General features: G+C 66.1%; 27 protein-coding genes and 3 pseudogenes. 16 read left to right on the forward strand and 14 right to left on the reverse strand.

Annotated features, from left to right (window positions below):
* Positions 1–344 precede the first annotated feature (344 nt).
* The 4 genes from ACTVZP_RS19910 (at position 345) to ACTVZP_RS19925 (ending at position 1,752) form a co-directional block, all read left to right on the forward strand.
* Positions 345–551 (forward strand): cold-shock protein, encoded by a 207-nt coding sequence (locus ACTVZP_RS19910; RefSeq protein ID WP_443213914.1) that lies wholly within the window; start codon positions 345–347, stop codon positions 549–551.
* A 98-nt stretch (positions 552–649) separates the two neighbouring features.
* On the forward strand, positions 650–940 hold the full coding sequence (locus tag ACTVZP_RS19915) for a DUF982 domain-containing protein (protein WP_443213915.1): 291 nt from the start codon (positions 650–652) through the stop codon (positions 938–940).
* A gap of 162 nt (positions 941–1,102) precedes the next feature.
* On the forward strand, positions 1,103–1,327 hold the full coding sequence (locus ACTVZP_RS19920; protein WP_443213916.1) for a hypothetical protein: 225 nt from the start codon (positions 1,103–1,105) through the stop codon (positions 1,325–1,327).
* Positions 1,328–1,368: 41 nt separating this feature from the next.
* A complete protein-coding gene (locus ACTVZP_RS19925) occupies positions 1,369–1,752 on the forward strand; it encodes a DUF6481 family protein (protein ID WP_443213917.1) in 384 nt (127 codons plus the stop codon).
* A 139-nt stretch (positions 1,753–1,891) separates the two neighbouring features.
* On the opposite strand, the gene ACTVZP_RS19930 is transcribed toward ACTVZP_RS19925, so the two are convergent.
* Positions 1,892–2,452 (reverse strand): AAA family ATPase, encoded by a 561-nt coding sequence (locus tag ACTVZP_RS19930; protein WP_443213918.1) that lies wholly within the window; start codon positions 2,450–2,452, stop codon positions 1,892–1,894.
* Between the two features lie 600 nt (positions 2,453–3,052).
* On the opposite strand from ACTVZP_RS19930, the pseudogene ACTVZP_RS19935 reads away from it, so the two are divergent.
* Positions 3,053–3,716: pseudogene (locus ACTVZP_RS19935) on the forward strand (IS5 family transposase); the annotation flags it as partial.
* Here ACTVZP_RS19935 and ACTVZP_RS19940 read toward each other — a convergent pair.
* The 10 genes and pseudogenes from ACTVZP_RS19940 to ACTVZP_RS19985 all read right to left on the reverse strand — a co-directional run bounded on the left by ACTVZP_RS19940 (position 3,676) and on the right by ACTVZP_RS19985 (position 12,006).
* Positions 3,676–4,095, reverse strand: a complete 420-nt coding sequence (locus tag ACTVZP_RS19940) for a transposase (protein WP_443213919.1) — start codon at positions 4,093–4,095, stop codon at positions 3,676–3,678. The pseudogene ACTVZP_RS19935 and the gene ACTVZP_RS19940 sit on opposite strands and share 41 nt — an antisense overlap.
* Positions 4,067–5,151, reverse strand: a pseudogene (locus tag ACTVZP_RS19945) (IS5 family transposase); the annotation flags it as partial. The gene ACTVZP_RS19940 and the pseudogene ACTVZP_RS19945, both read right to left, overlap by 29 nt.
* Before the next feature lie 65 nt (positions 5,152–5,216).
* Positions 5,217–5,759: pseudogene (locus tag ACTVZP_RS19950) on the reverse strand (IS5 family transposase); the annotation flags it as partial.
* 129 nt (positions 5,760–5,888) lie between these two features.
* Entirely contained in the window at positions 5,889–6,569 is a 681-nt protein-coding gene (locus ACTVZP_RS19955) for an HAD-IA family hydrolase (protein ID WP_443213920.1), read from the reverse strand.
* Positions 6,570–6,778: 209 nt separating this feature from the next.
* Positions 6,779–7,507, reverse strand: coding sequence for an SDR family oxidoreductase (locus ACTVZP_RS19960; RefSeq protein ID WP_443213921.1), 729 nt, complete (start codon positions 7,505–7,507; stop codon positions 6,779–6,781).
* A gap of 61 nt (positions 7,508–7,568) precedes the next feature.
* A complete protein-coding gene (locus ACTVZP_RS19965; RefSeq protein ID WP_443213922.1) occupies positions 7,569–8,333 on the reverse strand; it encodes an SDR family NAD(P)-dependent oxidoreductase in 765 nt (254 codons plus the stop codon).
* Positions 8,334–8,337: 4 nt separating this feature from the next.
* On the reverse strand, positions 8,338–9,621 hold the full coding sequence (locus ACTVZP_RS19970; RefSeq protein WP_443213923.1) for a D-tagatose-bisphosphate aldolase, class II, non-catalytic subunit: 1,284 nt from the start codon (positions 9,619–9,621) through the stop codon (positions 8,338–8,340).
* Positions 9,618–10,598: a tagatose kinase gene (locus ACTVZP_RS19975; protein ID WP_443213924.1), complete on the reverse strand. Its 981-nt coding sequence runs from the start codon at positions 10,596–10,598 to the stop codon at positions 9,618–9,620. Before ACTVZP_RS19975 ends, ACTVZP_RS19970 begins: the two co-directional genes overlap by 4 nt.
* Positions 10,599–10,795: 197 nt before the next feature.
* On the reverse strand, positions 10,796–10,987 hold the full coding sequence (locus tag ACTVZP_RS19980; RefSeq protein ID WP_443213925.1) for a hypothetical protein: 192 nt from the start codon (positions 10,985–10,987) through the stop codon (positions 10,796–10,798).
* 38 nt (positions 10,988–11,025) lie between these two features.
* Complete coding sequence (locus ACTVZP_RS19985; RefSeq protein WP_443213926.1) at positions 11,026–12,006, reverse strand: sugar-binding transcriptional regulator; 981 nt, start codon at positions 12,004–12,006, stop codon at positions 11,026–11,028.
* A gap of 236 nt (positions 12,007–12,242) precedes the next feature.
* Here ACTVZP_RS19985 and ACTVZP_RS19990 point away from each other — a divergent pair, with 236 nt between their 5' ends.
* The 6 genes from ACTVZP_RS19990 (at position 12,243) to ACTVZP_RS20015 (ending at position 17,884) form a co-directional block, all read left to right on the forward strand.
* Positions 12,243–13,673 (forward strand): extracellular solute-binding protein, encoded by a 1,431-nt coding sequence (locus ACTVZP_RS19990; RefSeq protein ID WP_443213927.1) that lies wholly within the window; start codon positions 12,243–12,245, stop codon positions 13,671–13,673.
* A 111-nt stretch (positions 13,674–13,784) separates the two neighbouring features.
* Positions 13,785–14,660 (forward strand): carbohydrate ABC transporter permease, encoded by an 876-nt coding sequence (locus ACTVZP_RS19995; protein ID WP_443213928.1) that lies wholly within the window; start codon positions 13,785–13,787, stop codon positions 14,658–14,660.
* A 4-nt stretch (positions 14,661–14,664) separates the two neighbouring features.
* Positions 14,665–15,501, forward strand: a complete 837-nt coding sequence (locus ACTVZP_RS20000) for a carbohydrate ABC transporter permease (RefSeq protein WP_443213929.1) — start codon at positions 14,665–14,667, stop codon at positions 15,499–15,501.
* Between the two features lie 3 nt (positions 15,502–15,504).
* The gene (locus ACTVZP_RS20005) at positions 15,505–15,753 is read left to right on the forward strand and encodes a DUF2160 family membrane protein (RefSeq protein ID WP_443213930.1); all 249 of its coding nucleotides are present in this window, start codon (positions 15,505–15,507) and stop codon (positions 15,751–15,753) included.
* Between the two features lie 4 nt (positions 15,754–15,757).
* On the forward strand, positions 15,758–16,810 hold the full coding sequence (locus ACTVZP_RS20010; RefSeq protein WP_443213931.1) for an NAD(P)-dependent alcohol dehydrogenase: 1,053 nt from the start codon (positions 15,758–15,760) through the stop codon (positions 16,808–16,810).
* A 12-nt stretch (positions 16,811–16,822) separates the two neighbouring features.
* Positions 16,823–17,884, forward strand: coding sequence for an ABC transporter ATP-binding protein (locus tag ACTVZP_RS20015; RefSeq protein ID WP_443213932.1), 1,062 nt, complete (start codon positions 16,823–16,825; stop codon positions 17,882–17,884).
* Between the two features lie 354 nt (positions 17,885–18,238).
* On the opposite strand, the gene ACTVZP_RS20020 is transcribed toward ACTVZP_RS20015, so the two are convergent.
* Positions 18,239–19,135 (reverse strand): LysR substrate-binding domain-containing protein, encoded by an 897-nt coding sequence (locus ACTVZP_RS20020; RefSeq protein ID WP_443213933.1) that lies wholly within the window; start codon positions 19,133–19,135, stop codon positions 18,239–18,241.
* A gap of 102 nt (positions 19,136–19,237) precedes the next feature.
* Here ACTVZP_RS20020 and ACTVZP_RS20025 point away from each other — a divergent pair, with 102 nt between their 5' ends.
* Entirely contained in the window at positions 19,238–19,417 is a 180-nt protein-coding gene (locus ACTVZP_RS20025) for a hypothetical protein (protein WP_443213934.1), read from the forward strand.
* A 156-nt stretch (positions 19,418–19,573) separates the two neighbouring features.
* Positions 19,574–19,714: a DUF1127 domain-containing protein gene (locus ACTVZP_RS20030; protein WP_443213935.1), complete on the forward strand. Its 141-nt coding sequence runs from the start codon at positions 19,574–19,576 to the stop codon at positions 19,712–19,714.
* A 155-nt stretch (positions 19,715–19,869) separates the two neighbouring features.
* Here ACTVZP_RS20030 and ACTVZP_RS20035 read toward each other — a convergent pair whose 3' ends face one another.
* Together ACTVZP_RS20035 and ACTVZP_RS20040 are read right to left on the reverse strand one after the other, a co-directional pair.
* A complete protein-coding gene (locus ACTVZP_RS20035) occupies positions 19,870–20,511 on the reverse strand; it encodes a Vgb family protein (protein ID WP_443213936.1) in 642 nt (213 codons plus the stop codon).
* A gap of 10 nt (positions 20,512–20,521) precedes the next feature.
* Positions 20,522–21,337, reverse strand: a complete 816-nt coding sequence (locus ACTVZP_RS20040; RefSeq protein ID WP_443213937.1) for a hypothetical protein — start codon at positions 21,335–21,337, stop codon at positions 20,522–20,524.
* On the opposite strand from ACTVZP_RS20040, the gene ACTVZP_RS20045 reads away from it, so the two are divergent.
* Genes ACTVZP_RS20045 through ACTVZP_RS20055 form a run of 3 tightly spaced genes read left to right on the forward strand, consistent with a single transcriptional unit; the run spans position 21,329 to position 22,802 of the window.
* The gene (locus tag ACTVZP_RS20045; RefSeq protein WP_443213938.1) at positions 21,329–21,868 is read left to right on the forward strand and encodes a hypothetical protein; all 540 of its coding nucleotides are present in this window, start codon (positions 21,329–21,331) and stop codon (positions 21,866–21,868) included. The genes ACTVZP_RS20040 and ACTVZP_RS20045 overlap by 9 nt on opposite strands.
* On the forward strand, positions 21,843–22,085 hold the full coding sequence (locus ACTVZP_RS20050) for a hypothetical protein (protein WP_443213939.1): 243 nt from the start codon (positions 21,843–21,845) through the stop codon (positions 22,083–22,085). Before ACTVZP_RS20045 ends, ACTVZP_RS20050 begins: the two co-directional genes overlap by 26 nt.
* A gap of 24 nt (positions 22,086–22,109) precedes the next feature.
* Positions 22,110–22,802, forward strand: a complete 693-nt coding sequence (locus ACTVZP_RS20055) for a DUF899 domain-containing protein (protein WP_443213940.1) — start codon at positions 22,110–22,112, stop codon at positions 22,800–22,802.
* The last annotated feature ends 152 nt before the right edge of the window (positions 22,803–22,954 follow it).

The raw sequence follows: 22,954 nt of genomic DNA on the forward strand, positions 1-22,954 counted from the left end.
GGCGGAAAGCAGTCTTTCAGTACTTCGCGCCACGCTCGCGTCCAGCGTAGCGAAGCGCTCCCTTGGATGAAGTATGGCAATACACTGCCCCAGACGGGCGGCAGGTCTGCCGACGCGGGCGAGGGTCCTGCTGAGCCGCAGAAGGATAGTTTGCAGCAATAACAGCAGGTAACACCGCAGACGCCCACCTTCAGGAATCCTCAGCTAGTAATCTCGCCTCTCTTGCACTATGTGCACTGAGCATCTTCTGTTTTTCGGACCTGTCCCTTTCGGCTCAGCTTTGGATCTTCAGCTTTGCCGGGCCGTCGCATTTTGCGGGCGGCACCTATGAAAGGAAAATCGCGATGGCCAATGGCACCGTGAAATGGTTCAACGCCACCAAAGGTTTCGGTTTCATCGCCCCGGCGCACGGGTCCAAGGACGTGTTTGTCCATGTGACTGCGCTGGAACGCGCCGGGATCCATCAGCTGAATGACGGTCAGGCCGTGACGTACGACATGGAAACCGACCGCAATGGTCGTGAGTCCGCGGCGAACCTCGTCCTTGCCTGAATTTCAGGCCGAAAAAACGAATGCGGGATCGGTTCGAAGTCGGACCCGCGATCCATTGAATGGTGAAAATGCGATCTCGCATATGCCGTTCGTCTTTCATGAAAGATATCTCGTTGATTGAAACCAACTGGGGGCAACCCCTTTCTCTTGTCATATCTCCTGATGGGGATGTGCAAGAATTCAGCACCATCGAACAAGTAAAATACTGGTTGCTGAAAAGATGGCCGATTGCCGACGATGCCCGTTCGACCGCTCTGAAGCAGGTTGATGCCGCCATGAACTGTATTGTTCCTGTCGGCGTGGCGAGACGCGCCTTTGCCGCTGCGGCCAGATCGGCCGGCTTCATTCCGGAAGATCTTGTAGGCTACACGGCCCGGCGCGCGGCCTGATGATCCGGCCCGTAGGTGTGCGCGTTGAGTGGTCCTATCCTCATGTTCATGCCCCCGGAAGGCAGCGTGGCACAGTCTCGTCTGCCGCGAAAAAAATAGTGCCGGAGTAGGAGATTTCTCTTTCGGTGCGAGTTGGAAACGTTCTCGAAACCGGAGTTCATCATGTCTGGTGCAATGAGCAGAGCACGGCAGATTGCGGAAACGGCTTTCAATAAAACGCAATCGCAGTTTCTGAATCGCGCGCGCACTTTGCAGAAACAGGATGCGGAACTCTCCGAGCGTGCAAATAAAACCCACCGACTGAGAATAGCGCGTCTCGAAAGAGAACAGGCAGGAAGGGCAACTTCTTCTCTGCCATCAAAGAAACAGCGCGCCAATCCAGCCTGACAGATCCTTTTCGGATTCACACCATCAGCAGAGAAAATGGAATGACAAAATTCAAGGAATATTCGGATCGCAGAAGCGATGCGAGCAATGCCAAAGCGGCGCTTCTGGAAAAGTTCAAGAGCGCGACTGCCGCGCCTGATCTGGCCGTAAAGCTGGCTGCACGTGCCGAGGTGGCGCGGGCACGCGACGCACGGCGCGCGGCGCGCGAAGCGGAGAAGCTGGAGCAGCTGCAGATCGCGGCCGCCGAGGCTGCCGCAGTTGTCGAGGAAGATGTGCGCCGACAGGCCGCGGAAGCTGCAGCGATTGAAGCGAGCCAGAGGGCTCAGGACCGACGAATTGCGCTTGTCCTTTCCGATGAAGCCGCCCGCAAAACGGCCCGCGACCTTCGATATGCGAAGCGCAAGGCGGCGCAACTGGTCGCCTGATCCCGACACTGGTGATGCGCGCCGTCAGATCACGTCCGAACGGCGCAATGCCAGTGATCAGGCCTGAGAACCAGCTCTTGAAGGCCGCGACCCCGCCTCAGGCGGGATCGAGCGGCGGCAAAGAGCTGGCCTCAGGCCATCAAGGCCTCAGCGCGAGGGTCCCCTGCGGGCAGGACGACGGCATGCCTGAACTCCCCGGAAATCTCGCTAAGAATATCCTGACGTCGCTCACGCTCCGCAGCCGGAGGATGACCTTGTCACTGGGCGCGCCAGCCACAAGCCGTTCGATCTGAACCCGGCTGGCGATCCGCGTGTTCCAGATCCAGCGGTAGAAGGACCAGTCGAACTGCTCGGGGCAGCCGTCTGGCAGATCGGGGCGCGTGCGCCCCCGATACTGAAGCGAGCGCAGGAACACCCGCCAGAGCCGGACATGGATCGGCACATCCAGCCAGATCAGCGTGTCGCAGCGTGCCAGCCGCTCTGGCCATGTCGCGGAGTGTCCGCCCTCGAAAATCCACTCCTCCCGCGCATGCACCTCCTGGCACAGGCGGGTCTTCTCCTCGCGCGACCGCTCGATCCATCCGGCCGTCCAGTGGATATGGTCGATGTGAAACACCGGCAGCCCAGTGCGCCTGCCGATCTCCCGGGCCAAAGTGGATTTACCCGAGCCGGGCTGTCCGACAATCATGACACGTTTCATCAGGGCCTCCTGCCAATTCGCGAAAGCCTTCCGGCGTAGCATCGCAATCTCATTGCCTCAACCACTCGCGAGTTTGGCGGCGGCAGCGGCCTGACGAACTCCCCTAGCCTGTCCAATCACCATGATCACCGCTGGGCCGCCTCGGCGACCTCAGGCAGACCAAGGCATCAGGCTACACAGCCGTGGGTGACGGCCGGCTGACCGCTTCCAGCTCTGAGCAAAATCCGCCCTAGGCGGGGCGCAAGTCCGTGTGCCTCCGGCAGGAGGTGAGAGAGGCCAAAGGTGGGCTCAATTGGCCCGGAACCGAGGTCGAGATAGTCCGCGCCAGACGGGTCCGCACGCTCTCTTCGCGAAGGACATCAAGTGGCTTGCTGCAGGCCTTGGCCGCAACCGTATGGGCTGGATGGCATTTTACAATCGGCCGCTAACCTATTGATCTTGTATGGTCCACCTACCCGCCGATTTACAGGTGAGCACCAATCTTTCCAGCTGAGTATTCCCGACTCATAATCGTGAGGTCGGGGGTTCAAGTCCCCCCTCGCCACGGCTCTGTTGCACAAATCGGTTGAAGGGCAGAGTTCCCTTTCTGCAACAACGCCCCTTCCGATCGACAGCACCGGGACCAAGGTTGAGGGTGAAGGCGAGTGGAATGCCCGCAAGCATGGCGGCTCCAAACCCCGCATATGGCGCAAGATTCACATCGGCATCGATGAAAGTGAGGAGGATCGGGAAAGGCCCCAGTGGGGCGTTTCCCCGGCGAACGCTGGAAATCCGGGCGGGCGAGTTCACCGGCAGCGATATCGGCGATGCGCCTAGGCTGGCCGAATTGCTCGACCAGATCCCGCCCGATCAGGAGATCGGCAGCGTCACCGCAGACGGCGCTTGCGATACGCGCAAGTGTCACGATGCCATCGCCGACCGGGGCGCCGACGCGTTCGTCGGGCGGTCCTTCCACTGGAAGGCCCGCCTGTTCTCACTCCCGCCCCGCAAGAACGCCAAGCCCTAGAAACCAGACACCGCCGGTGCGATCGCCCGCAACGAAATCCTGCGGACATCAAAGCGCGTCGGTCGGACCATTCGGCGACGATGGAGCGGCTACCATCGCCGAAGTCGGGCCGAAACCAGGATGCACTGCATGGAGCTTCTGGGCCAACGCCTCATGGCGCGGGAGCCTGACCGGCAGGTTGCCGAGCTTCAGCTTCGTTCAGCCATCATGAACGGTCTCACCGCGCTCGGCAGAGCCGTGACCAAGGCCGTGGGATAAGTGTGCCCGGGGAAAGGGGTAGCCCCGTCTTCAGCGGCTTTGTGCAACAGAGCCCATTCCCCTCGACCTTCGGCTGGTGTCCGTGACCTTCGATCGGCGCACTGTCGATGTCGAGGGTGACCGACCGCATCCGCTTTCCCTTCCGCTCAGCCCGGATCCCGCGGCCCGCGAGCTCCAGCGCCGCCTCGCGCAGGATCTTCAGGTTGCCGGGCTTGGCCATCAGCGCGGTGAAGCGCAACAGCGTCGGCTGCGACGCGAGCCCCGGACCGTTCAGCGGCGTCAGCCCCGCCGCCGAACTGGTCGCCAGCCGGAACTCCGGATCATGGCGGAGCGCATCCCCGTCGTCATGGTCACGCCAGCCCTGCGCCGCCAGCAGCACGCACCGCGGTGCCCTGCCGGATCGCCGCCAGGACGACGGATGATGGAGGCAAGAAGCTTCCTCAGGTGGGCGAGGATCTTGCGGATGTTGTGGCCACAGCCGCAGAGGACGGCGAGAGCGCGTCGCCGAGGGTGCCTTTCAGATAGCAGCGGGCGAGGCGGCCATCGGTCTTCATGTGGCCGATCTCGGGCTCGATGCTGCTCCGTCGGCGCAGCGCCTTCGCCAGCGCCGGGGTCAGCCCGCGGCAAGTGCCGCTGATCAGTGACCTGGGTGTGCTCGCCGCCGTGGCCCTTGTAGCCGCGATCGACGACGGCGCGCTTGGGCGGGTGACCGGTGAGGATCGCCACCTGCTCCAGCGCCCCGCCGAGGGTGTGGCCGTCCTAAGGATTGCCGGGCAGCGAGCGCGTCCCCACTGCGAAGCCGCCCTTCAGCGTGGTGGCGATGCTGACCTTGGTGCCGAACTCGTAGCGGACGCGCGCCTGACCGTTTGAGATGCCATCGACCTCGGGCTCACGGAGCGAGTAGATCTTGCCGGGATCCTTCGGCCGCTGATGGAGCAGCCGCGAAACGAGGCGAGCTTGTCGAGCACCCGCTCGCTCAGCGGCCCTGCGGGGATCTCGTCGAGTTGCCGCCGGAGGTCCTACATCGCGGCGCCGGTGTAACTTTTCGGCGTTCTCAACATCTTGCGCATCCGGCGGAACTGCTTCGCGTGCGCATAACGGCCGAGCTGCCCCGCCAGCCGCGGCGCGAGGCGCACGTAGCTCTGGCGTAACTCGATGCCGGCCTCTTGGGCCAGATCCAAGCTGCACCCGCGCCCGGTCATAGAACCGGGAGTCCGTCGGATGCGCGATCGCCTCAGGGCTTACGGGGCGCCACTGTCCCCTCAACGCTCCATCACCGTCGTGTCGACAGCAATCTCGTCAGGCCTGCGTCCTCGACGGCATCTGATTTCCGCCCGGCCTTGATGGTCTTCGTCAGCAGACACTCGCCCCCCTCCTCGCCGATCCGCTTGCGCCAGTGGATCAGCGACGTGGGATCGATCGCCGGCTTGTGCTGGAGCGAGACGGAGAACGCATCGATCCAGTGAATCGATGTGCCGCAGAACGGTCTCGCCGGTGAAATGCCGAACCGGTGTAGTTGCCGACCTGTCCCGCGGACATGAAGAATGCCATCGGCCGGCCCTTCGCATCCGCGACGGCACGCAGCTTGGTGTTCATGTCCCCCGTTCTCAGGGAAACAGACCCCCGGACTGTTTCCTGATCTTCGAACTGCGCCCGATCTGGCGTCCACGCCCCCTTTTTCACCCGCAGGCTGGAGGCCGTGCGATGCGCCTTCAGGTGGGTCGCGTCGATCATGACCGTCCTGTGATCGGCTCTCTCGGCGGCCAGACCCATCATGATCCGGGCGAAGACACCGTTCTCGCTCCAGCGCTTCCAGCGGTTATACAGGGTCTTCGCCGGGCCGTACTCCTCGGGTGCATCGCACCACCGTAAGCCATTGCGGTTGATGAAGATAATGCCGCTCAGGACGCGCCGGTCGTCGACGCGTGGATTGCCATGGCGGTTGGGAAGTGAGGAGGATCAGACGACAGTCCGGTGGACTGTCGTCCCGACGAACGGCTTCAGACCCTCCTGGGCGTCCGTCAGCCAGAAGAGGTTGCTCATCAGTCAGGTCTCCCTGCGAGGCCTGAATCACGCGATCCGCCAAAAATCAATGGGTCTGGAGCATAGATAGTCCAGGTAGGCGCGGCCCCGGCGTGGGCACTGCCGGGGAGTACGCACAGCTCATGGTGATCAGGATCCCGCGACTTCAGGATCCAGGGTCACGTACAGCCCCTCGGCATCGCAGCGAAGCTGCGCCGTCACGTAGTCCGGAATGCGTGCCACGACCGCGAGATCGCCGCTCTCCTCCGTCCCTGCGAGGTGGATCACCCCTGCCCCCGCGGCAAGGCCGGCCCGGATGCCGGATCGCGCGTCCTCCAGCACGAGGCAGCGATCGGCCGCATAGCCCAGGGCCGCAGCCGCCCTGACGTAGCCCTCGGGATGGGGCTTCCCCTGCGTGACGTCATCGGAGGAAACCAGCACATCCGGCTGCGGCAGGCCCGCCGCGGCTATGCGGCGCTGCGCAAGCCGCCGCGTCGCCGAAGTCACCACGGCCCATTGCCCGGGCGGCAGCCCGTGCAGGAACCGCGCCACGCCCGCGATTGGCGCCACTCCTTCGAGATCGGCAAGTTCCAGTGCGCCAAGCCAGTCCACCTCCTCCGCCAGGTCGCGTCCAGGCGGCATGAAGTGACGGACAATGTCCTCTGCCGGGCGGCCGTGCATGTATGCCAGGATCTCCGCCGCATCCACGCCGACACGAGCCGCCCACGCACTCCACGATCGTTCGATGGCTGCAACGGATGTCAGGATCGTGCCATCCATGTCGAAGAGCAGCGCGTCGTAGGGACCGAGCGTGAGCGAGGCAGGAGTCATGTCGGTGTCCGGTTCCTTCTGCGGTCTGCCGTGGCACATGCCTGGCGGGTTGTGGAACCGCCATCGGCAACGCAGGTCGCGCCATTGGCGGTCCCGATGCCGGTGACCGGGATGGTGAGGGTCATCCTCGATATCCTCGCCGGCTCGGCGACGGACGGTGCCGGACCGCAGGCTGCGGCCGGCCCGTCGTTCAGGTCCTCAGCCTCCCGTCAGATGTCGAAGTTCGACGGCAGCACGATCATGTCGCGGATCGTGACGTTGCGCGGGCGGCTCAGCATGAAGACCACCGCATCGGCCACCTCGGAGGGCTCGATCAGCGCGCCGTTCTCCTTGGCCTTGCGCAGGTTCTCCTCGGGCCAGTCGGCGAGGAGGGCCGAGATCACCGGGCCGGGCGAGACCTGCCCCACCCGGATGCCGTGCTTCATCAGCTGCCGCCGCATGGTCTGGACGAAGCAGGTCACGGCCCATTTCGATCCGGAATAAACCGGCTCCCACGGGATCGCGGAATGGCCCGCGACCGAGCAGGTCACGACGATGTCGCCGCTGCCGCGTTCGCTCATGTGCGGGATCACGGCGTGGACGTTCTTCATCACCGCGTTGACGTTGAGGTTCAGCATCCGGTCGATGGCCGCCGGATTGGTCTCGGAGAGATCGCCGCCGATGTAGCTGCCGGCGTTGCAGTGCAGGATGTCGATCCGCCCCGCCTTGGCGAGCACCTCGGGCACCATCGCGTCGCAGCTGGCCGGATCGAGCAGGTCCGTCACCTGCGGGATGCAGCGCGGCCCGTGCCGGTCGGCCAGCGCCTCCATCCCCGCCCGGTCGCGGTCGGCCACCACCACGGTCGCGCCTTCGGCCAGCAGCGCCTCGGCCGTGGCGAGGCCGATGCCCGAGGCGCCCCCGGTGATGACGGCCACCTTGCCGTCGAATTTGCCGCTCATGTCTTCCTCCCTGTGAAATCGGCCCGTGACGGGCATGGCTGGGGCACGGGTGCCGCAGCGCTCAGTGCGTGATGTAGCCGCCGTCCGCGACCAGCGTCGCCCCGGTGACGTAGGAGGCCGCGTCGGAGGCAAGGAACAGAGTGCAGGTTGCCATCTCGTCGGGCTCTCCGAAGCGGCCCATCGGCGTGTTCTCGGTCCAGATCCGGTTCATCGCCTCGTTGGCGATCCCGCCCGCCGTCATGTCCGAGACGACGTAGCCCGGCGCCAGCGCGTTCACCCGGATGCCGCGGCCTGCGTATTCGAAGGCCATGACGGCGGTCATCTGGTGGATCGCGGCCTTGGAGGCGTTGTAGGCCACCTGAAGTTGCGGCTTGTTCGCGACATAGCCCGAGATCGAGCCGATGTTGACGATCGAGCCCGCGCCCTGCTCCAGCATCGGGCGCACGGCGGCGCGGGCGATGCGGAAGGGGGCGATCAGGTTCGTCTCCATGATCCGGGCGAGGCGCGCGTCGTCGAAGTCGTGGAAATCGCCGTTGTCTGCGACGCCCGCGTTGTTCACCAGCACGTCGAGCCGCCCGAAGCGGTCGAGCGTCGCGCGCACCAGCGCGTCGGGCACCGCGGGGTCGGTCACGTCGCCGGGCGTCCAGGCGAAGGTGTCGGGGTTGTCCGCCACCAGCGCGCGGACGGCGTCGGTCTCGGTGCGGGCGGTCATCATCACCTTCGCCCCCGCCTCGGCGAAGAGCCTGGCGATGGCGAGGCCGATCCCGCGGCTGCCGCCGGTGACGAGCGCCACCTTGCCGTCCAGCCGGAACTTGTCCATGGACATGGGTCTATCCTCTCCTCTTCGATGGGTTACAGGCGGCATGATAGGCGCGGAGGCTTTCGGTCACGCGCCAGATCAGCACCTCTTCGGGAATGAGCGGGGCATCGGCGAAGCCCTGCGCGCCGGGCAGGTGCTGCCAGAACAGCGGCAGCGGCACCGCCCGCCCGCGCAGCGCCTCCATCAGGGCGGCCACGGCTTCGGCGGCGGCATGCTCCGGCCAGTAATAGCGGATGCGGTCGGACAGCGAATAGTGCCTCAGGAGACGCTGTTCGGCCGTCGTGCCGGGGTAGTGGCGGTGCCAGTTCGCGGGGGCGGCGCACATCACCCGCTCCATCGCGGCGGCGAGGGGGCGGTCGCCGTAGCCCGGCACGAGATCGGAGGCGATCAGGTCCAGCCCGTAGAGCGCCTCGCGCAGCACGAAGGTCAGCTCCGGCCCGACCTTCAGGATCGGGAAGCCGTCCGCGACAAGATCGGCCAGCGCCGCTTCACCCTGATAATCGGTCGAATGCGCCTCGAAGACCAGCGCGGGTTCCTCGTCCAGCACCCGCGCCAGCGCCTGCGCCCGGGTGCGGTCGTAGCGGATGACGTTGTGGTTGCCGAACTCCACGCCCGGCTGCACGACGAAGCCCAGCACGCGGTCGAGGGCGTCGCCCAGCCCGGCCGCCGAGAAGGTCTCGCGGTGGATGGCGATGGTGCGCCGCGCGGCCTCGGGCGCCGTCGGCTCGACGGTGGAGAGCGCGTGATCGGCACCGCCGGGCGGCGGCACCTCGGTGCCGAGGATGAAGCGCGGCATCTCGCCCCCGGCCTTGCGGGCAGCGGTATCGGCGACGCGGGCGAGAAGGGCCGCGCGGTGCGCCGTGGTGGTGTCGTCGAGCGCCGCGGGTTCTCCCGCGCAGCCCATCGAGGCGTCGAGGTGGATCTTGCGGAACCCCGCCTCGACATAGGCCGCGACCATCGCGCAGGCTTCGGCCATCGCCGCTTCGGGGGGACGGTCGCGCCACGGGTTCGGCCCGAGGTGATCGCCCCCCAGCACGATCTGCTCGCGCGGACAGCCCTCCTCTCCGGCAAGGCGCAGAACCAGCGCCGCGAAATCGGAGGGCGTCATGCCGGTATAGCCGCCCTCGTGGTTCACCTGGTTGCAGGTGGCTTCGATCAGCACCGTGGCGCCGGTGTCCCGCCCGTGGCGCAGCGCCGCGCGCAGCACCAGCGGATGGGCCGAACAGATGGAGGCGATGCCGCAGGGCACGCCGTCCCGGCGCAATGCAGAGAGTTGATCGAGCGTCGCCCTCATGCCCCGGCCCTCGGGGTGGCGGCGATGAAGGCGTCAAGCTCGGCCCGCGTGCCCGCGCCCTCCATCGGGCCGCGATGGGTGACATTGCGCGCGCCGGCCGCACAGGCGTAGGTCAGCGCCTCGGCCACCTCCATCCCCAGCCTGCGGCAGGCGACATAGGCGCCCCCGAAGCAGTCGCCCGCGCCGGTGGGGTCCACCTCCTCCACCACGAAGGCCGGAGCATGGGCGGGCGCCGCGCCGGGGACAAAGACCGTGGCGCCGTCGCGGCCGCGCTTCAGGGCGATTTCTCGCACGCCGCGCGCGAAGAGAACGGCGATGGCGGCTTCCTCGCCCGCGACACCGGCAGCATGCTCCAGTTCCTCGCCCGAGGGCAGCAGCAGGTCGGCCATCTCCACCAGCTCCGAAAAGCGCCGGGCGGTGGCGGCGTCCTGTGCCAGTTCCTTGCGCAGGTTCGGATCGACCGAGACCGTCCCGCCCCGCGCCTTCACCACCCCGGCGGCCCGCGCGATCACCTCGGAGGCGCTCGGCATCGACAGCGCGGAGCCCATGACATGCAGGTGACCGGCCCGCGCCGCAAGCGCCTCCACCGGCGCGCTCCAGCCGAAGCGGGCCGCCGCGGAATGCGCAATGTTGAACACGAAATCGCGGGATCCATCCTCCCGGTAGCGCACGAAGGCCGAGCCCGTCGGATAGTCGGGATCGACCGCCACCGCCGAGATATCGGCGCCGTCACGCGCCAGGCGGTCGAGGTTCACCCGCCCGAAGTCGTCGTCGCCCACAGCGCCGATCATCGCGGCGCTGCCGCCGATCCGCGCGCACTGGTCGATGAAGATCGCGGGCGCGCCGCTGGGGTAGGGTCCCACGAGGTCGATGGCATCGCGGAAGCCGTCGCCCACGGCGGTGGCCACGATCTCCACCAGGATCTCGCCGGCGCAGATCGTGGGGCCGAGGCTGTCGGGCGCCAGCGGGGATGTCATCGTCTCGCCTCTCCGAAGGGTTCGTGGAACGGCCCGCCGCGAGCGGCGGAGCGAAGCATGTGCAGGCACGGACCCGCCGCCTGGGGCAGGACACGTGAATACGGCCCGCCGGGGCGGTAAGGTCCACCGGAGCGGCCCCACCCGTGGCAGGGTGTCCCGGCGGGGGGGGCGGGAAGCGGCGCCGCGCCGCCGGCCCGTCAGGTGGCGGCGGTGATCTGGCGTTGCGCCGCTTCCCGCTTCATCCCGATGAAGCGACGGGCGCGGGCGGCCAGGTGGGCGAAATCCATCATCCGCTTGCCACGCGCGGCCGACGTGTCGAGCGCCATCTCCAGCCCCTCGTGCATCCGGCCGCCTGTCCAGACAAAAGAGGGGATGCCCAGTCGTGTCATGATCCTTTCCTTTCGGCTGAGGGGACGGATCGGGGCTGTCACTCGGCGGCCTCTGCCGGGCCGTCGCCACGGCAGCGTTCGAGGACAAGCTCGGCCGTCACGTCGTCCGTCACCAGCGTGTCGACAAGGCCCCGCCGCGAGGCCGCCCGGATGATCTCCACCTTGTGGTGGCCGGCGGCGGCGAGGATCTTGTCGGGAATGCGCCGCACGATCTCGAGGTCGATGCCGATGGTCCGGCCGTCGATCGGATGGTCGATGCTGCGGCCGTCGGTGTCGAGGAACCGGCCCAGCACGTCGCCGATGGCGCCGGCCGCCTTGAGGTCTGCAGGCGTGACCTCCTTGGGCAGGCCGTTGGCCACGAGGAAGGAGCGCGGCGAGACATCGCTCGCTGTCAGGATCGCCGCATCCAGGGTCTGGAGCTTCGCGAAATGCGCAGCGAAGATTTCCTGCGCGAGAAAGGCGCCGCGATCCACGCCATCCGACAGGAAGATCGGCGAGGCCAGCAGCGAATACTTGGCGCCGAGCGCCGCGGCGAAACCCGAGACGATGCTGAACGAGTTGAACGACGCGCCCTGCATCGTGCCGCCCAGCATCGAGACGATCTCCAGCTCGGGGTGCGCCTGCTGCGGCAGCTTGCGGAACGCATGTTCCAGCGTCATCCCCCATGAGACGCCGATCGAGCGCCAGCTGCCGCCGCGCAGCTTCTCGGTGAGATAGGCGGCCAGCGCCGCACCGGTGGCGCTGTGGCAGTCGTAGACATCGCGTCGGGCAGGAGCGACCAGCACCCTTCTCAGGCCCAGCGCCCGGCGTAGCGCCTCCTGCAGCTCGATGCGCTGGACGAAGGGCGACTCGATCTGGACCTGCACGATCCCGAGGGTCTTGGCACGCTGGATCGCCTGGTTGACACGCAGGCGTGTCACGTCGAGCAGCTGCGCGATCTCGGCCTGCGTCATCCCGTTGACGTAGTAGTGCCAGCACACTTCCACGGCAAACGCGTCGTCCTGCGTCTCTCGGGCCATGGCCTCCTCCGCCCTCTTCCCTTTCGCCTTGCAGCAAGCGCCGGCTCAGACTGCCACGATTTACAAATGTCTGGCAAGTCATACAAGTGATAATCTTTTCACTTGCATGGGAGGCCATACATTTGCATGCTTCTGCTGGGGAGGTGCCGTGGTGGACGGAGGATCCGAGGCACGGCGATCGCAACCCCAAGGGAAGAAATCCAGGGAGGAAGCCCATGGGCTTTGGGAAAATAAGCGTGTCCGCGCTTGCGCTTGCGGTGATGGCCGGCGGCGCCTTTGCGCAGGACCTTCAGATCGAGAATGCCGACTGGTGGGCAGAGGCCGGGGCGCCGTTCAAGGGCACGACGCTGCGCGGCGTGACCGAGTCGACCCCCGCCTCGAATTTCGTGGCCGACGTCCTCGCGCCGAAATTCGAGGAGCTGACCGGCATCCGCGTCGATGTCGAGACCACGTCCTGGGACCAGATGTACGACAAGGCCATCAAGGACATGGAGGCCAAGACCGGCATCTATGACATGGTCTACATCGAGCAGGACATCATCTACGCCTACATGGCGCGGAGCTTTCTGGTCGACCTGACCACGGCGCTGGCCGAGAAGCCCGAGCTGAAGGCCGCCAACTACTCCGAAGACAACCTCACCTCCTTCGCCGACAACTTCCGCGGAGCCGAGGACGGCAAGCTCTACGGCATGCCGATGGAGGCCTTCATCAAGCCCTACCTCTACCGCACCGACCTGTTCTCCGATCCCGAGATCCAGGCGGCCTTCAAGGAAAAGACCGGCCGCGACCTCGCGCCGGCCAAGACCCACGACGAATATGCCGAGATCGCGCAGTTCTTCACCGACTGGGGCAAGGAGCACGGCGGCAACCTCTGGGGCACCACCGCCCAGGCCCATACCGGCCACCCGGCGTCCTGGTACGAGTTCTTCGAATCGATCGCGCCGACCTTCGGCGTCTACAACTGGGGCATCGACGCCTCGAACAACTTCGCCGCCACCATCGAGAACGGCGGCGCCATGAACTCGGACAAGGCCAAGGCCGCGATGAAGTGGTGGCTGTCGATGCGTGACATCGCTCCGCCGGAATCCGTGCAGTCCACCTGGACCGAGACCGCGACCACCTTCGCGGCGGGCCGCGTGGCACAAGGCCTGATCTACGGCGAGAACGCGGCCTGGATCGCCTCGGACGAGTCGAAGTCGCGCGTCGTGGGCAAGGTGGGCGTCGCGCTTCCGCCGCTGGAGCCGGGCGTGATGGAGGATGCCGAGAGCGGCAAGGGCTACATCGGCTATTACGACGGCGGCGCCTTCGGCCTGCCGGTGACGTCGAAGAACAAGGATGCATCGCTGCTCTTCCTCGAATTCCTGGCCCTGCCCGAGATCCAGGAGGAATGGGCCGCGGCCGGATCGCGCATCACGCTGACCTCGACCTACGAGACGCCGAAGGTCGAGGCGATGGACGAGCAACTGGGCGGCTACTTCACCATGCTCAAGGACGACGGCCGCCTGTTCAAGGGCGCGCCCGAGTATCCGTTCCACGCCCAGCTGCGCGAGGCGACGGCGCCGATCTTCTACGAGATCCTGACCGGCTCCATCGGTCCGGACGAGGGCCTCGACCAGATGGCCGCGAAGGCCGAGGAAGAACTGACGAGCCTCGGCTACCGCAAGTAACCCGATCCTCCCGCGGGTCGCCGCTTCGGTGGCGGCCCGCCCCTGACCCCGATCCGTCCCGCCGCCGGCGGGATGCCACGTCGCCGCATGTTCCGGCGGGAGGGAAGAAACATGCAATCCAGAAGGCTGGGATGGATCCTGCTGGCGCCGACGCTGGTCGTCCTGTTCCTGTTCGGCGTGCTGCCGTTCCTTTATGTGCTCTACGTCTCGTTCCATGATTGGAACCCGTTCGCCGCCAACCCGGACATGGTGTTCAACGGCGCGAACAACTACCGGCAGGTGGTGTTCGACCGCGGCTTCCTCGCCTCGCTGGGCGTGACGGTGGCCTTCGTCTTCTTCGCCGTGCTGTCGGAACTGGTGGTGGGCTATGCGCTGGCGCAGGCCTTCATGAAGGAGTTTCCGGGCAAGGCGTTCTTCCGCACCATCCACACGTTGCCGCTGATCATGGCGCCGATCATCGTCGGCTCGATCTGGAAGCTGATGACAACGCCCTCGATCGGGATCATCCCGCATCTGCTGAACGCCTGGTTCGGAGTGAACCTGAACATCGGCCAGTCGGCCGCGGCAGCCTTCACCGTGACCGTCATCATGGACGTGTGGCACTGGACGCCGCTGGTGACGCTGACGCTGATCGCGGCACTGGTGTCGCTGCCACCCGACCCGTTCGAACAGGCCCAGATCGACGGCGCGAACAAGCGGCAGATCTTCTGGCACATCACGCTGCCGATGATCGCCCCCGCCGTGGTCGCCACCGTCTTCATCCGCCTGATGGACGCGCTGCGCACGGTGGACGAGGTGCTGATGCTGACCGGAGGCGGTCCGGGCTCCGCCACCCGCTACATCGGCGTCCACATCTTCAAGGAGGTCTTCCCGCGCACGAACTACGGCTACGGCTCGGCCGTGTCGGTGATCGTGCTCTACCTCACCATCGTGGCCTGCTGGCTGCTCTACGTGAGCATGCTGGCGCCCCGCAACAGGAAGGGCTGATCCAATGCGGAAGTCGAACCCGATCCTCTCGATCCTGTTCTGGATCTTCATCAGCTTTCTGACGCTCTTCCCGATCTACTGGCTGTTCGTGATCTCGGTGAAGCCTGCGGTCGACCTGTTCTCGACGCCCGACATCCTGCTGAAGTCGATCTACTGGCAGAACTACATCGACGTGATGAGCGACCGCACGCTGCGCGGCTACATGCTGAACTCGCTGCTGATCTCGTCGGGGAATGCGCTCCTCTGCACGACGCTGGGCTTCCTCGCCTGCTATGCGCTCTCGCGTTTCGAGATGAGCGGCAAGGAATCGATCTTCTTCTGGACCATCACCAACCGCATGGCGCCGCCCGCCGTCTTCCTGCTGCCGCTGTTCCTGCTGATGACGCAGGTCTACCGGATCGGCGATTTCACCCTTCTGGACACGCGGATCGGGATGATCCTCGTCTACTGCACCTTCAACCTGCCCTTCGCGATCTGGACCCTGCGGCCGACGGTGGACGGCATCCCGAAGGAACTTGACGAGGCGGCCTATGTCGATGGCGCGAGCCCCTGGCAGGTCATCACCCAGGTGGTCTTTCCGCTCTGCCGCCCCGGCCTCGCGGTGACGCTGATCCTGACCTGGGTCTTCGCCTGGAACGAATACCTGCTGGCCGCGACGCTCACGAACTTCAACGCCCGGACGCTGACGACGGGGCTGTCGGAATACGTCACCACCACGGGCACCGAATGGGGGATCATGGCGGCGATCTCGGTCTTCACGCTGATCCCGGCGCTGATCGTCTTCAGCCTGGTGCAGAAGCACATCGTGACGGGCCTGACCTTCGGCGCGGTGAAAGGCTAGACCATGAACGAACCCGACGAACCAATCGCCATCGACATCCTCGAGGACGACGACCCCCCTGCCCCCGCCGCGCCGAAGACCGGCTTCCTGCCCATCGAGACCAACTGGTTCGACCGGCTGTTCATCTCGGTGGTGATCTGGGTGGCGCTGTCGCTGTTCTGGTTCCGGTTCATCGAACCCGCGGGCGTCTCGATCTGGATCTCCAACGCCATCGCGCTTGCGCTGGCCGTGCTCATCATCTCGAAAGGCTGACAGGATGAAATCGCTCGTCCTCGAACGGAAAGACGAACTGTCGCTGCGCGACTTCCCCGGCATCGACCGGCAGGAAGAAACGCTCGGCCCCCGCGACGTGCGGATCAAGCTGCACACGGTCGGCATCTGCGGCTCGGACGTGCATTACTACACCCACGGCCGGATCGGCCCCTTCGTGGTGAACGAGCCGATGATCCTCGGCCACGAGGCCTCGGGCACGGTGATCGAGGTGGGCGCCGAGGTGACCACCCTGAAGGAAGGCGACCGGGTCTGCATGGAGCCGGGGATCCCCGATCCGAATTCGAAGGCGGCGCGGATGGGGATGTACAACATCGACCCCGCCGTGCGGTTCTGGGCCACCCCGCCGATCCACGGCATCCTGCGCCCGACCTGCGTCCACCCCGAGGCCTTCACCTTCAAGCTGCCCGACGCCGTGAGTTTTGCCGAAGCCGCGATGGTCGAGCCGCTGGCCGTGGGCGTCCATGCCGCGACCAAGGCGCGGATCCGCCCCGGCGACGTGGGCCTCGTGATGGGGGCGGGCCCGATCGGGCTGGTGACCGCGCTCTCGGCGCTCGCGGGCGGATGCGCGCGGGTCTATGTGACGGACATCGCGCCGAAGAAGCTCGAGATCGCGGAAAGCCTCAGCCCCAAGATCACCGGTGTGAACGTGGGCAGCGACGACATCGTGGCGCGCATCAAGACCGAGACCGATGGCTGGGGCGCCGATGTGGTGTTCGAGGCGACCGGCTCGCCGAAGGCAGCCGCGGCCGTCTTCGAGCCTCTGGCCCCCGGCGGCTGCGTGGTGATGATCGGCGGCCAGCCCGATCCCATCGCCTATGACGCCGGCGCCGCGATGGTGCGCGAGGCGCGCGTCGAGAACATCTTCCGCTACGCCCACGTCTTCCCACGCTGCGTGGCGATGCTGGCCAGCGGTGCCATCGACGTGAGGCCGCTGATCACCCGCACCTTCGGCTTCGACGACAGCGTGCGCGCGTTCGAGATCGCGGCCTCCGCCCCGCCCGCCGACGTCAAGATGCAGATCCTGCTGCCGCAGTAAGGGAGAACCGGCGTGTCCAACGTCCAGATCAGCAACGTGGTCAAGCGCTACGGCGCGGTGCAGGTGATGCACGGGGTCAGCGTCGACATCGACGACGGCGAGTTCGTCGTTCTCGTCGGCCCCTCCGGCTGCGGGAAATCCACCCTTCTGCGGATGCTCGCCGGGCTCGAGGAGATCAGCGGAGGCACCATCTCGATCGGCGGCCGGGTGGTGAACAACGTCATCCCCAAGGATCGCGACATCGCGATGGTGTTCCAGTCCTACGCGCTCTACCCGCACAAGACCGTGTTCGACAACATGGGCTTCCCGCTGAAGATGGCGAAACGCCCGAAGGAAGAGATCGAGGAGAAGGTTCGCCGCGCGGCCGAGATCCTCGACCTCACGAAATACCTCGACCGCTACCCCAAGGCGCTCTCGGGCGGGCAGCGCCAGCGCGTGGCGATGGGGCGCGCCATCGTGCGCGATCCGCAGGTGTTCCTGTTCGACGAGCCGCTGTCGAACCTCGACGCGAAGCTGCGCGTGACCATGCGGCTCGAGATCAAGGAGCTTCACCAGCGCCTGAAGACCACCATCGTCTACGTGACGCACGACCAGATCGAGGCGATGACGATGGCCGACAAGATCGTCGTGATGCGCGATGGCCGGGTGGAGCAGGTGGGCGCGCCGCTCGACCTCTACGACGCACCGCAGAACGTGTTCGTGGCAGGCTTCATCGGCTCGCCGTCGATGAACTTCATCCACGGGGCCGTGGCGCTGCAGGGCGGGCGGAAGGTCTTCGTCTCGGACAAGGGGCTCGAACTGCCCCTGCCCGATACCGCCGCCGTCGAGGGCCAGGGCGTCACCTATGGCATCCGACCGGAGCATATCCATGTCGGCGCGGACGGTGTTCCGGTGAAGGTGGTCGTGCTGGAACCTACCGGATCCGAGACGCAGATCTTCGCGCGCGCCGGCGGCGAACTCATCGACGCGATCGTGCGGGACCGGATCGCGGCCCGGCCGGGCGAGTCCATCGGATTCCGGATCGAGCCGACACGCGTGCATCTCTTCGACCGCAACTCCGGGCGAAGGATCTGAAGCCGCTTCGGGGTGGCGCGCGATGAGTGACCCAGTTCGTGCAGCCTTCCGAGGGACCGGCCTGATGGCCTCTCGGCCGCCTCCTCTACGCGCCTTCGCGTATCAGACCGGCAGCGCGAGGGTGCCCCGCGGGCCGGCATGCGCATGACCGCCAAGGAAGCCCAGCGCACCGACCCTCCGCTGCGGACCCTGCGGGTCGATGACGGCAACCGTTGCGCAGGGGCGGCGCACGGAGCCGCCGCGGGGGCAGCCGCAGGACCTGGACAAGGGCGTGGTCCGGACATGCCGCAGCGGTCTTGCCGGCGGTCGGAAAAGAAGGACCATCGGCGACTGTGCGTATAGCGCCGGAGCACATCAGTCTGCGCGCAATTCGGCCGTGCGGGCGAGGATCCAGTCGCGGAACGCCTTGACCTTGGGGGCATTCCGCCGGCTTTCCGCGTGGACGAGCCAATAGCCGACACCATCCGATCCGGTGATGTCGAAGGGCTGGACGAGATGGCCCTTCGCGAGAAACGTGCTGTGAATGTTCCGGGTCAGGATCGCAGCGCCCTGATCTGTCAGCGCCGCCATGGCGTCGTAAGCCTGAGATCCAAGGTTCGGTCCCGGCTTCACGCGAACCGGATCGAATGTTGCGCCCGCGGCCTCGAACCACGTCCTCCACCACGGATCCTCCGGGCAAAGCAGCGTAACCTTGTACAGATCTTCCGGGCAGTTGATCCCTCCGACGCTTTCAGCCAAGCGGGGGCTGAGCATCGGCGTGTAGTCCGTCTTGAACAGATAATGGGCCGACAGGCCTGGCCATTGGCCATTGCCGGTTCGAATTCCGATATCCAGATCCTCGCGCAACAGATCGACCAGATGATTGGAGGCATCCACCTTGACCGCCAGATTGGGGTGCATGAGCTGGAAGGCGCCAAGATGCACCGTGAGCCAGTTCGATACGAACGTCTGGACCGTGGTGATGGACAGCACGCCGCTTGCCCCGTCCTTGGTCGCCAGCCAGGCGTCCGACAGGGCCGAGAAGGCGCTGGTGGCGCGCGGCGCCAACCTCTCGCCGGCCTCGGTCAGCACGATGGACCGCGCCTTCCGGATGAATAGCTGGGTGCCCGCCCGTTCCTCCAGGAGCTTGATCTGGTAGCTGACCGCTGCCTGCGTCATGCCGAGTTCTTCGGCCGCCCTGGTGAAACTGCTCCGCCGGGCCACGGCCTCGAACACCCGGATCGCACCGAGCGGTGGCAGGTCCCACGCCATAACGGATCAAATCTCCTTATGAGGGGTAATTGGCATTCAATTGGAAACGGGGCCCGGATCAGCGCATCCTGGATCCACCTTCAATTGTGAGAGGATCTGGTCATGACCTTCATTGTCAAGCGATATCAGCGTCCTGCCATCATCAGCCGCTTCCTGTCGCCGTTCAGGCGACGCGCCATCCGCAGGATTGACCTTCGCCAGGTGTCCGAGCACCTGAAGCGCGACATCGGCCTGCTTGATGGCCATATCGCCCGTGGCGGCGACGGCGGGCGATCGATCTGACGACGCGGTTGCCCGACCCGCCTCATGCAGCGCTTGACCGTCGGGGATCACCCCCGCACCGGATGGAGACACGACATGTCATCCTCACACTGCGATCGCGACCTGTCGCGACGCTCGCGCACGATACCTGCCCTCGCACTTGAGCGAGCCGTCGGAATGTTCCGGATGCTCCTGCATCGCCACGGCCATCGGTGCGAGATGCGGAAGCTGCTCGAGCTGCCGGATTATCAACTGGAAGACTTCGGCGTGACGCGCGAGGACATCAGGCGCGCCTTGATGCGGAAGGGTCGGGTTTGATCATCAGCGCTGCCACGGCGGGTCGTAGGGCTGTGAAGCGCACAACGCCATCCTGTCACGATGGTTGAGCGTCGAAGCACCTTGTTCCGAGACCATCCCATCCGGTCAGCAGGATCACGAACCATTCGGGTGCGCCGGAGGCTCGCATGCGGTGCTCAGGGTCCCGGCTTAGGTCGACGGACGACTCTGATGGTTCCGCCTTCGCCGCCACCGCAGAAGAAGCGGTCGCCGCCATCCGATTCAAGGCCGGAGACGCCGGTTCCGGCCGGCATGTCCAGACGCTCCATCACGTCGCCCGTTTCGGGATCGATGCGGCGCAGATCGCTGTCGCCTTCTTGCCATGTGCCGTGCCACAGGTCGCCATCCACCCATGTGACGCCGGTGACAAACCTGTCGGACAGGATCGTGCGCAGCACCTTGCCCGTCTCGGGATCCACCTGATGGATCCTGCACCCGCGATGCTGCCCGACCCAGAGCGATCCTTCCGCCCATGCGAGCCCGGAGTCGCCGCCGTCTCCGGGTGACGGTAGTGTCGCCAACACCTCTCCGGTTCCGGGGTCGATCTTCTGGATCATGCGACCTGCGAGTTGAAACAGGTATTTTCCGTCAAAGGCGGTTCCGGCATCCGCGGCAACGTCGAAAGACTTCGCCACCTCGCCGCTGTCGGGATCGAGGGCCATCAGCCGGTTGCCGGCGGCAAACCAGACATGGCTGCCATCGAAGGTGACGCCGGCCACGTCGTCGACGCCGGGGAAGGGGCCATACTGGCGAAGGATTTCAGCGGCGGACCGTTTCATCGCCCCCACCTTATCCGATGATCGCCGACGAAGGGAGCAACAAGCCTGTCGGGAATCCCGGCACCTTCGCCGCGATCCAGCGGCAGGACCGGCCGCGCCCGAACGCCTCCGCCCGGCCCTGCCGCGCAAGGTCTTCGAGCGCCCGCTGCACGGTGCGGGCGCTGACGCCAAGCGCCAGTGCCAGAGCGGAACTCGACCAGGCCTCGCCATCGGCCAGCAGCGCCAGCACGTCGGCGTGGTCGCACTCGGCAGGCGGCGCCAGCACCGCGACATCCCCCGCAACGTGTGGCCGGAGCGCAAACCCCGTCCCGGTCGCGAACAACGCCGCCACCGGCCTGATCTCCGCCCTGAGCCGGGCGATCTCGACCCGCAAGCGCGCACGGTGCGACGCGTCGGGATGGCGTGAACGGAACACATGTCCGAGCAGCGTTTCGCGCGCCACATCGCCGGGCCAGGCTCTTGCCATCGCCCGGACCAGCGCGAACAGCACCGGGCGGGTAGCCAGCGGGATGGTGGTCGCCCCCTGACGAACCAGGCCCCGGCAGGCGTCCACCAGCAACGTATCCGAGCCCAGCAGCGTCTCGACGTCCTCAAGATGGACCAGACGCTCGGCGCCGCGAGTCTCAAGCCGCGCCGCCGGTGCCTGAAAGGCCCGCAGCGCCCGGTCGACCTCGGCCGCAAGCGCCGGAATGCGCGCGCTGTCTGCGGCGCGCCCCGCCCGTTTCAGCGCCTCTTTCGCCGGCCCGGCCCGGATCCGCCGGATGGCGATGCCTGCGGCGACAAGCTCGCGTCCGACACGCGAGGCAGGAGGCAGCGCATGGGCCATGACGGTCGCAAGCACGGTTTCGGCGTCGCCGGGTCGCCCGATCAGAAGCAGGCAACGGGCCTGCAGATACCCGGCATGCGCCGCGTTCCTTTGGTCGCCGTGTGCGTCAAGAACCGCCCGCGCGCCGTCAAGCATCCCCAGCGACCGGACAAGGTCGCGCGAAACGAGCGCGATCTCGGCTTCGGCAAGGGCACAGCGTGCGCGGGCAACCGGCTGTCGCGGGCCGAAGGCGCGTCCTGCTCGGCGCAGAAGCTCTCTGGCGCGCGCAAGATCACCCAGTTGAGCCAGAGCGATGCCACGGAGCGCCAGCGCCTCCGGATCATCGCGCAGCGCGACCCTTTTCAGGGCCGCCAGCGGATTGCCCGTCGCCAGCGCGCGACCCGCGGCATCGATCAGCGTGTCCATGCGAATTGCGCCAAGGTTGTAACTCTCATGCCGGCCCCGGCAGGGGATAGCCTCACTGTATCGCAAGCGCTGGACACCGGCAAAGGACAAGGAGATCACGATGCTCAAGACGAGAATTCGGGCTGACCCGTTGCCTGCCGGCCCGCTTGTCCTTGCCGCCACCCCGACGTTCGCCTTGATGGCGGGTCTCTCCAGCCTCGGCACGCCGGGTGCCGCGCTGTGCCGGGGCGCCAATTCCTCCTTTCCGATCGACGATATGGCCTTGATGTATCTGCTGATGGCCATCTTCCACCTGTCGCCGTGGTTCCGGCTCCGGCCCTCGCCGGCACGGCACTTCCTCTGACCCCCGAACCAAAGGAGACCCTTCATGCAGCACGCTGTCGTTTCTCAGGATGACTGGCTGGCCGCCCGCCGGAACCTGCTCGATGCGGAAAAGGAGCTGACCCGTCATCGCGACAAGGTCGCCCGCGACCGGCTCGCCCTGCCTTGGGTCCGCATCGAGAAGGACTATCACTTCGACACGTTGGACGGCCCGCGCAGCCTCGCCGCTCTGTTCGATGGCCGCTCGCAGCTTCTGGTGCAGCATCTGATGTTCGCGCCGGGCTGGACGGAGGCCTGCAAGAGCTGTTCGTTCATGGCCGACCACATTGATGGCATGAACCTCCATCTTGCGCACCACGATGTCACCATGATCGCCGTGTCGCGTGCGCCGCTCGCCGAGATCGAACCCTACCGCAAGCGCATGGGCTGGAAATTCACGTGGGTGTCGTCCTTCGGCAGCGACTTCAATCGTGACTTCCGGGTCAGCTTCACCTCGGAAGAGGTCGCTGCAGGCCCGATCGACTACAATTTCGGTGCGACCTCGGTCGCGGAACAGGAACTGCCAGGCATCAGCGCCTTCTTCCGGAACGAGGCAGGCGAGGTCTTCCGGACTTATTCCACCTACTACCGTGGCGTCGAAGCGATGATGGGCACCTACAACATGCTCGACCTCGCGCCGAAAGGCCGCAATGAGAAGGGTCCGATGGACTGGGTGCGCCGTCACGACCGCTACGATTAGCGTGTCCAGCGACGGAAGACCGATTTTCCGGCTGGGATGACCCGGCACCCGTCAATACTCGAGAAGAGGACTTCGTCGAGCCCGAACGTCACCTCATCGGCTGCTGGCTTCGGAAGCGGAATGATGGAGACGGCGCCCACAGACGGCGCCGT

Source organism: Rhodobacter sp. NSM (assembly GCF_052244495.1).
GTDB lineage: Bacteria > Pseudomonadota > Alphaproteobacteria > Rhodobacterales > Rhodobacteraceae > Cereibacter_A.

Excerpts from the sequence above, each read along its gene's own strand:
- ACTVZP_RS19910 (WP_443213914.1), top strand. The coding sequence starts at position 345 with ATGGCCAATGGCACCGTGAAATGGTTCAACGCCACCAAAGGTTTCGGT.
- ACTVZP_RS19915 (WP_443213915.1), top strand. The coding sequence starts at position 650 with ATGAAAGATATCTCGTTGATTGAAACCAACTGGGGGCAACCCCTTTCT.
- ACTVZP_RS19920 (WP_443213916.1), top strand. The coding sequence starts at position 1,103 with ATGTCTGGTGCAATGAGCAGAGCACGGCAGATTGCGGAAACGGCTTTC.
- ACTVZP_RS19925 (WP_443213917.1), top strand. The coding sequence starts at position 1,369 with ATGACAAAATTCAAGGAATATTCGGATCGCAGAAGCGATGCGAGCAAT.
- ACTVZP_RS19930 (WP_443213918.1), bottom strand. The coding sequence starts at position 2,452 with ATGAAACGTGTCATGATTGTCGGACAGCCCGGCTCGGGTAAATCCACT.
- ACTVZP_RS19955 (WP_443213920.1), bottom strand. The coding sequence starts at position 6,569 with ATGACTCCTGCCTCGCTCACGCTCGGTCCCTACGACGCGCTGCTCTTC.
- ACTVZP_RS19960 (WP_443213921.1), bottom strand. The coding sequence starts at position 7,507 with ATGAGCGGCAAATTCGACGGCAAGGTGGCCGTCATCACCGGGGGCGCC.
- ACTVZP_RS19965 (WP_443213922.1), bottom strand. The coding sequence starts at position 8,333 with ATGTCCATGGACAAGTTCCGGCTGGACGGCAAGGTGGCGCTCGTCACC.
- ACTVZP_RS19970 (WP_443213923.1), bottom strand. The coding sequence starts at position 9,621 with ATGAGGGCGACGCTCGATCAACTCTCTGCATTGCGCCGGGACGGCGTG.
- ACTVZP_RS19975 (WP_443213924.1), bottom strand. The coding sequence starts at position 10,598 with ATGACATCCCCGCTGGCGCCCGACAGCCTCGGCCCCACGATCTGCGCC.
- ACTVZP_RS19980 (WP_443213925.1), bottom strand. The coding sequence starts at position 10,987 with ATGACACGACTGGGCATCCCCTCTTTTGTCTGGACAGGCGGCCGGATG.
- ACTVZP_RS19985 (WP_443213926.1), bottom strand. The coding sequence starts at position 12,006 with ATGGCCCGAGAGACGCAGGACGACGCGTTTGCCGTGGAAGTGTGCTGG.
- ACTVZP_RS19995 (WP_443213928.1), top strand. The coding sequence starts at position 13,785 with ATGCAATCCAGAAGGCTGGGATGGATCCTGCTGGCGCCGACGCTGGTC.
- ACTVZP_RS20000 (WP_443213929.1), top strand. The coding sequence starts at position 14,665 with ATGCGGAAGTCGAACCCGATCCTCTCGATCCTGTTCTGGATCTTCATC.
- ACTVZP_RS20005 (WP_443213930.1), top strand. The coding sequence starts at position 15,505 with ATGAACGAACCCGACGAACCAATCGCCATCGACATCCTCGAGGACGAC.
- ACTVZP_RS20010 (WP_443213931.1), top strand. The coding sequence starts at position 15,758 with ATGAAATCGCTCGTCCTCGAACGGAAAGACGAACTGTCGCTGCGCGAC.
- ACTVZP_RS20020 (WP_443213933.1), bottom strand. The coding sequence starts at position 19,135 with ATGGCGTGGGACCTGCCACCGCTCGGTGCGATCCGGGTGTTCGAGGCC.
- ACTVZP_RS20025 (WP_443213934.1), top strand. The coding sequence starts at position 19,238 with ATGACCTTCATTGTCAAGCGATATCAGCGTCCTGCCATCATCAGCCGC.
- ACTVZP_RS20030 (WP_443213935.1), top strand. The coding sequence starts at position 19,574 with ATGTTCCGGATGCTCCTGCATCGCCACGGCCATCGGTGCGAGATGCGG.
- ACTVZP_RS20035 (WP_443213936.1), bottom strand. The coding sequence starts at position 20,511 with ATGAAACGGTCCGCCGCTGAAATCCTTCGCCAGTATGGCCCCTTCCCC.
- ACTVZP_RS20045 (WP_443213938.1), top strand. The coding sequence starts at position 21,329 with ATGGGCCATGACGGTCGCAAGCACGGTTTCGGCGTCGCCGGGTCGCCC.
- ACTVZP_RS20040 (WP_443213937.1), bottom strand. The coding sequence starts at position 21,337 with ATGGCCCATGCGCTGCCTCCTGCCTCGCGTGTCGGACGCGAGCTTGTC.
- ACTVZP_RS20050 (WP_443213939.1), top strand. The coding sequence starts at position 21,843 with ATGCTCAAGACGAGAATTCGGGCTGACCCGTTGCCTGCCGGCCCGCTT.
- ACTVZP_RS20055 (WP_443213940.1), top strand. The coding sequence starts at position 22,110 with ATGCAGCACGCTGTCGTTTCTCAGGATGACTGGCTGGCCGCCCGCCGG.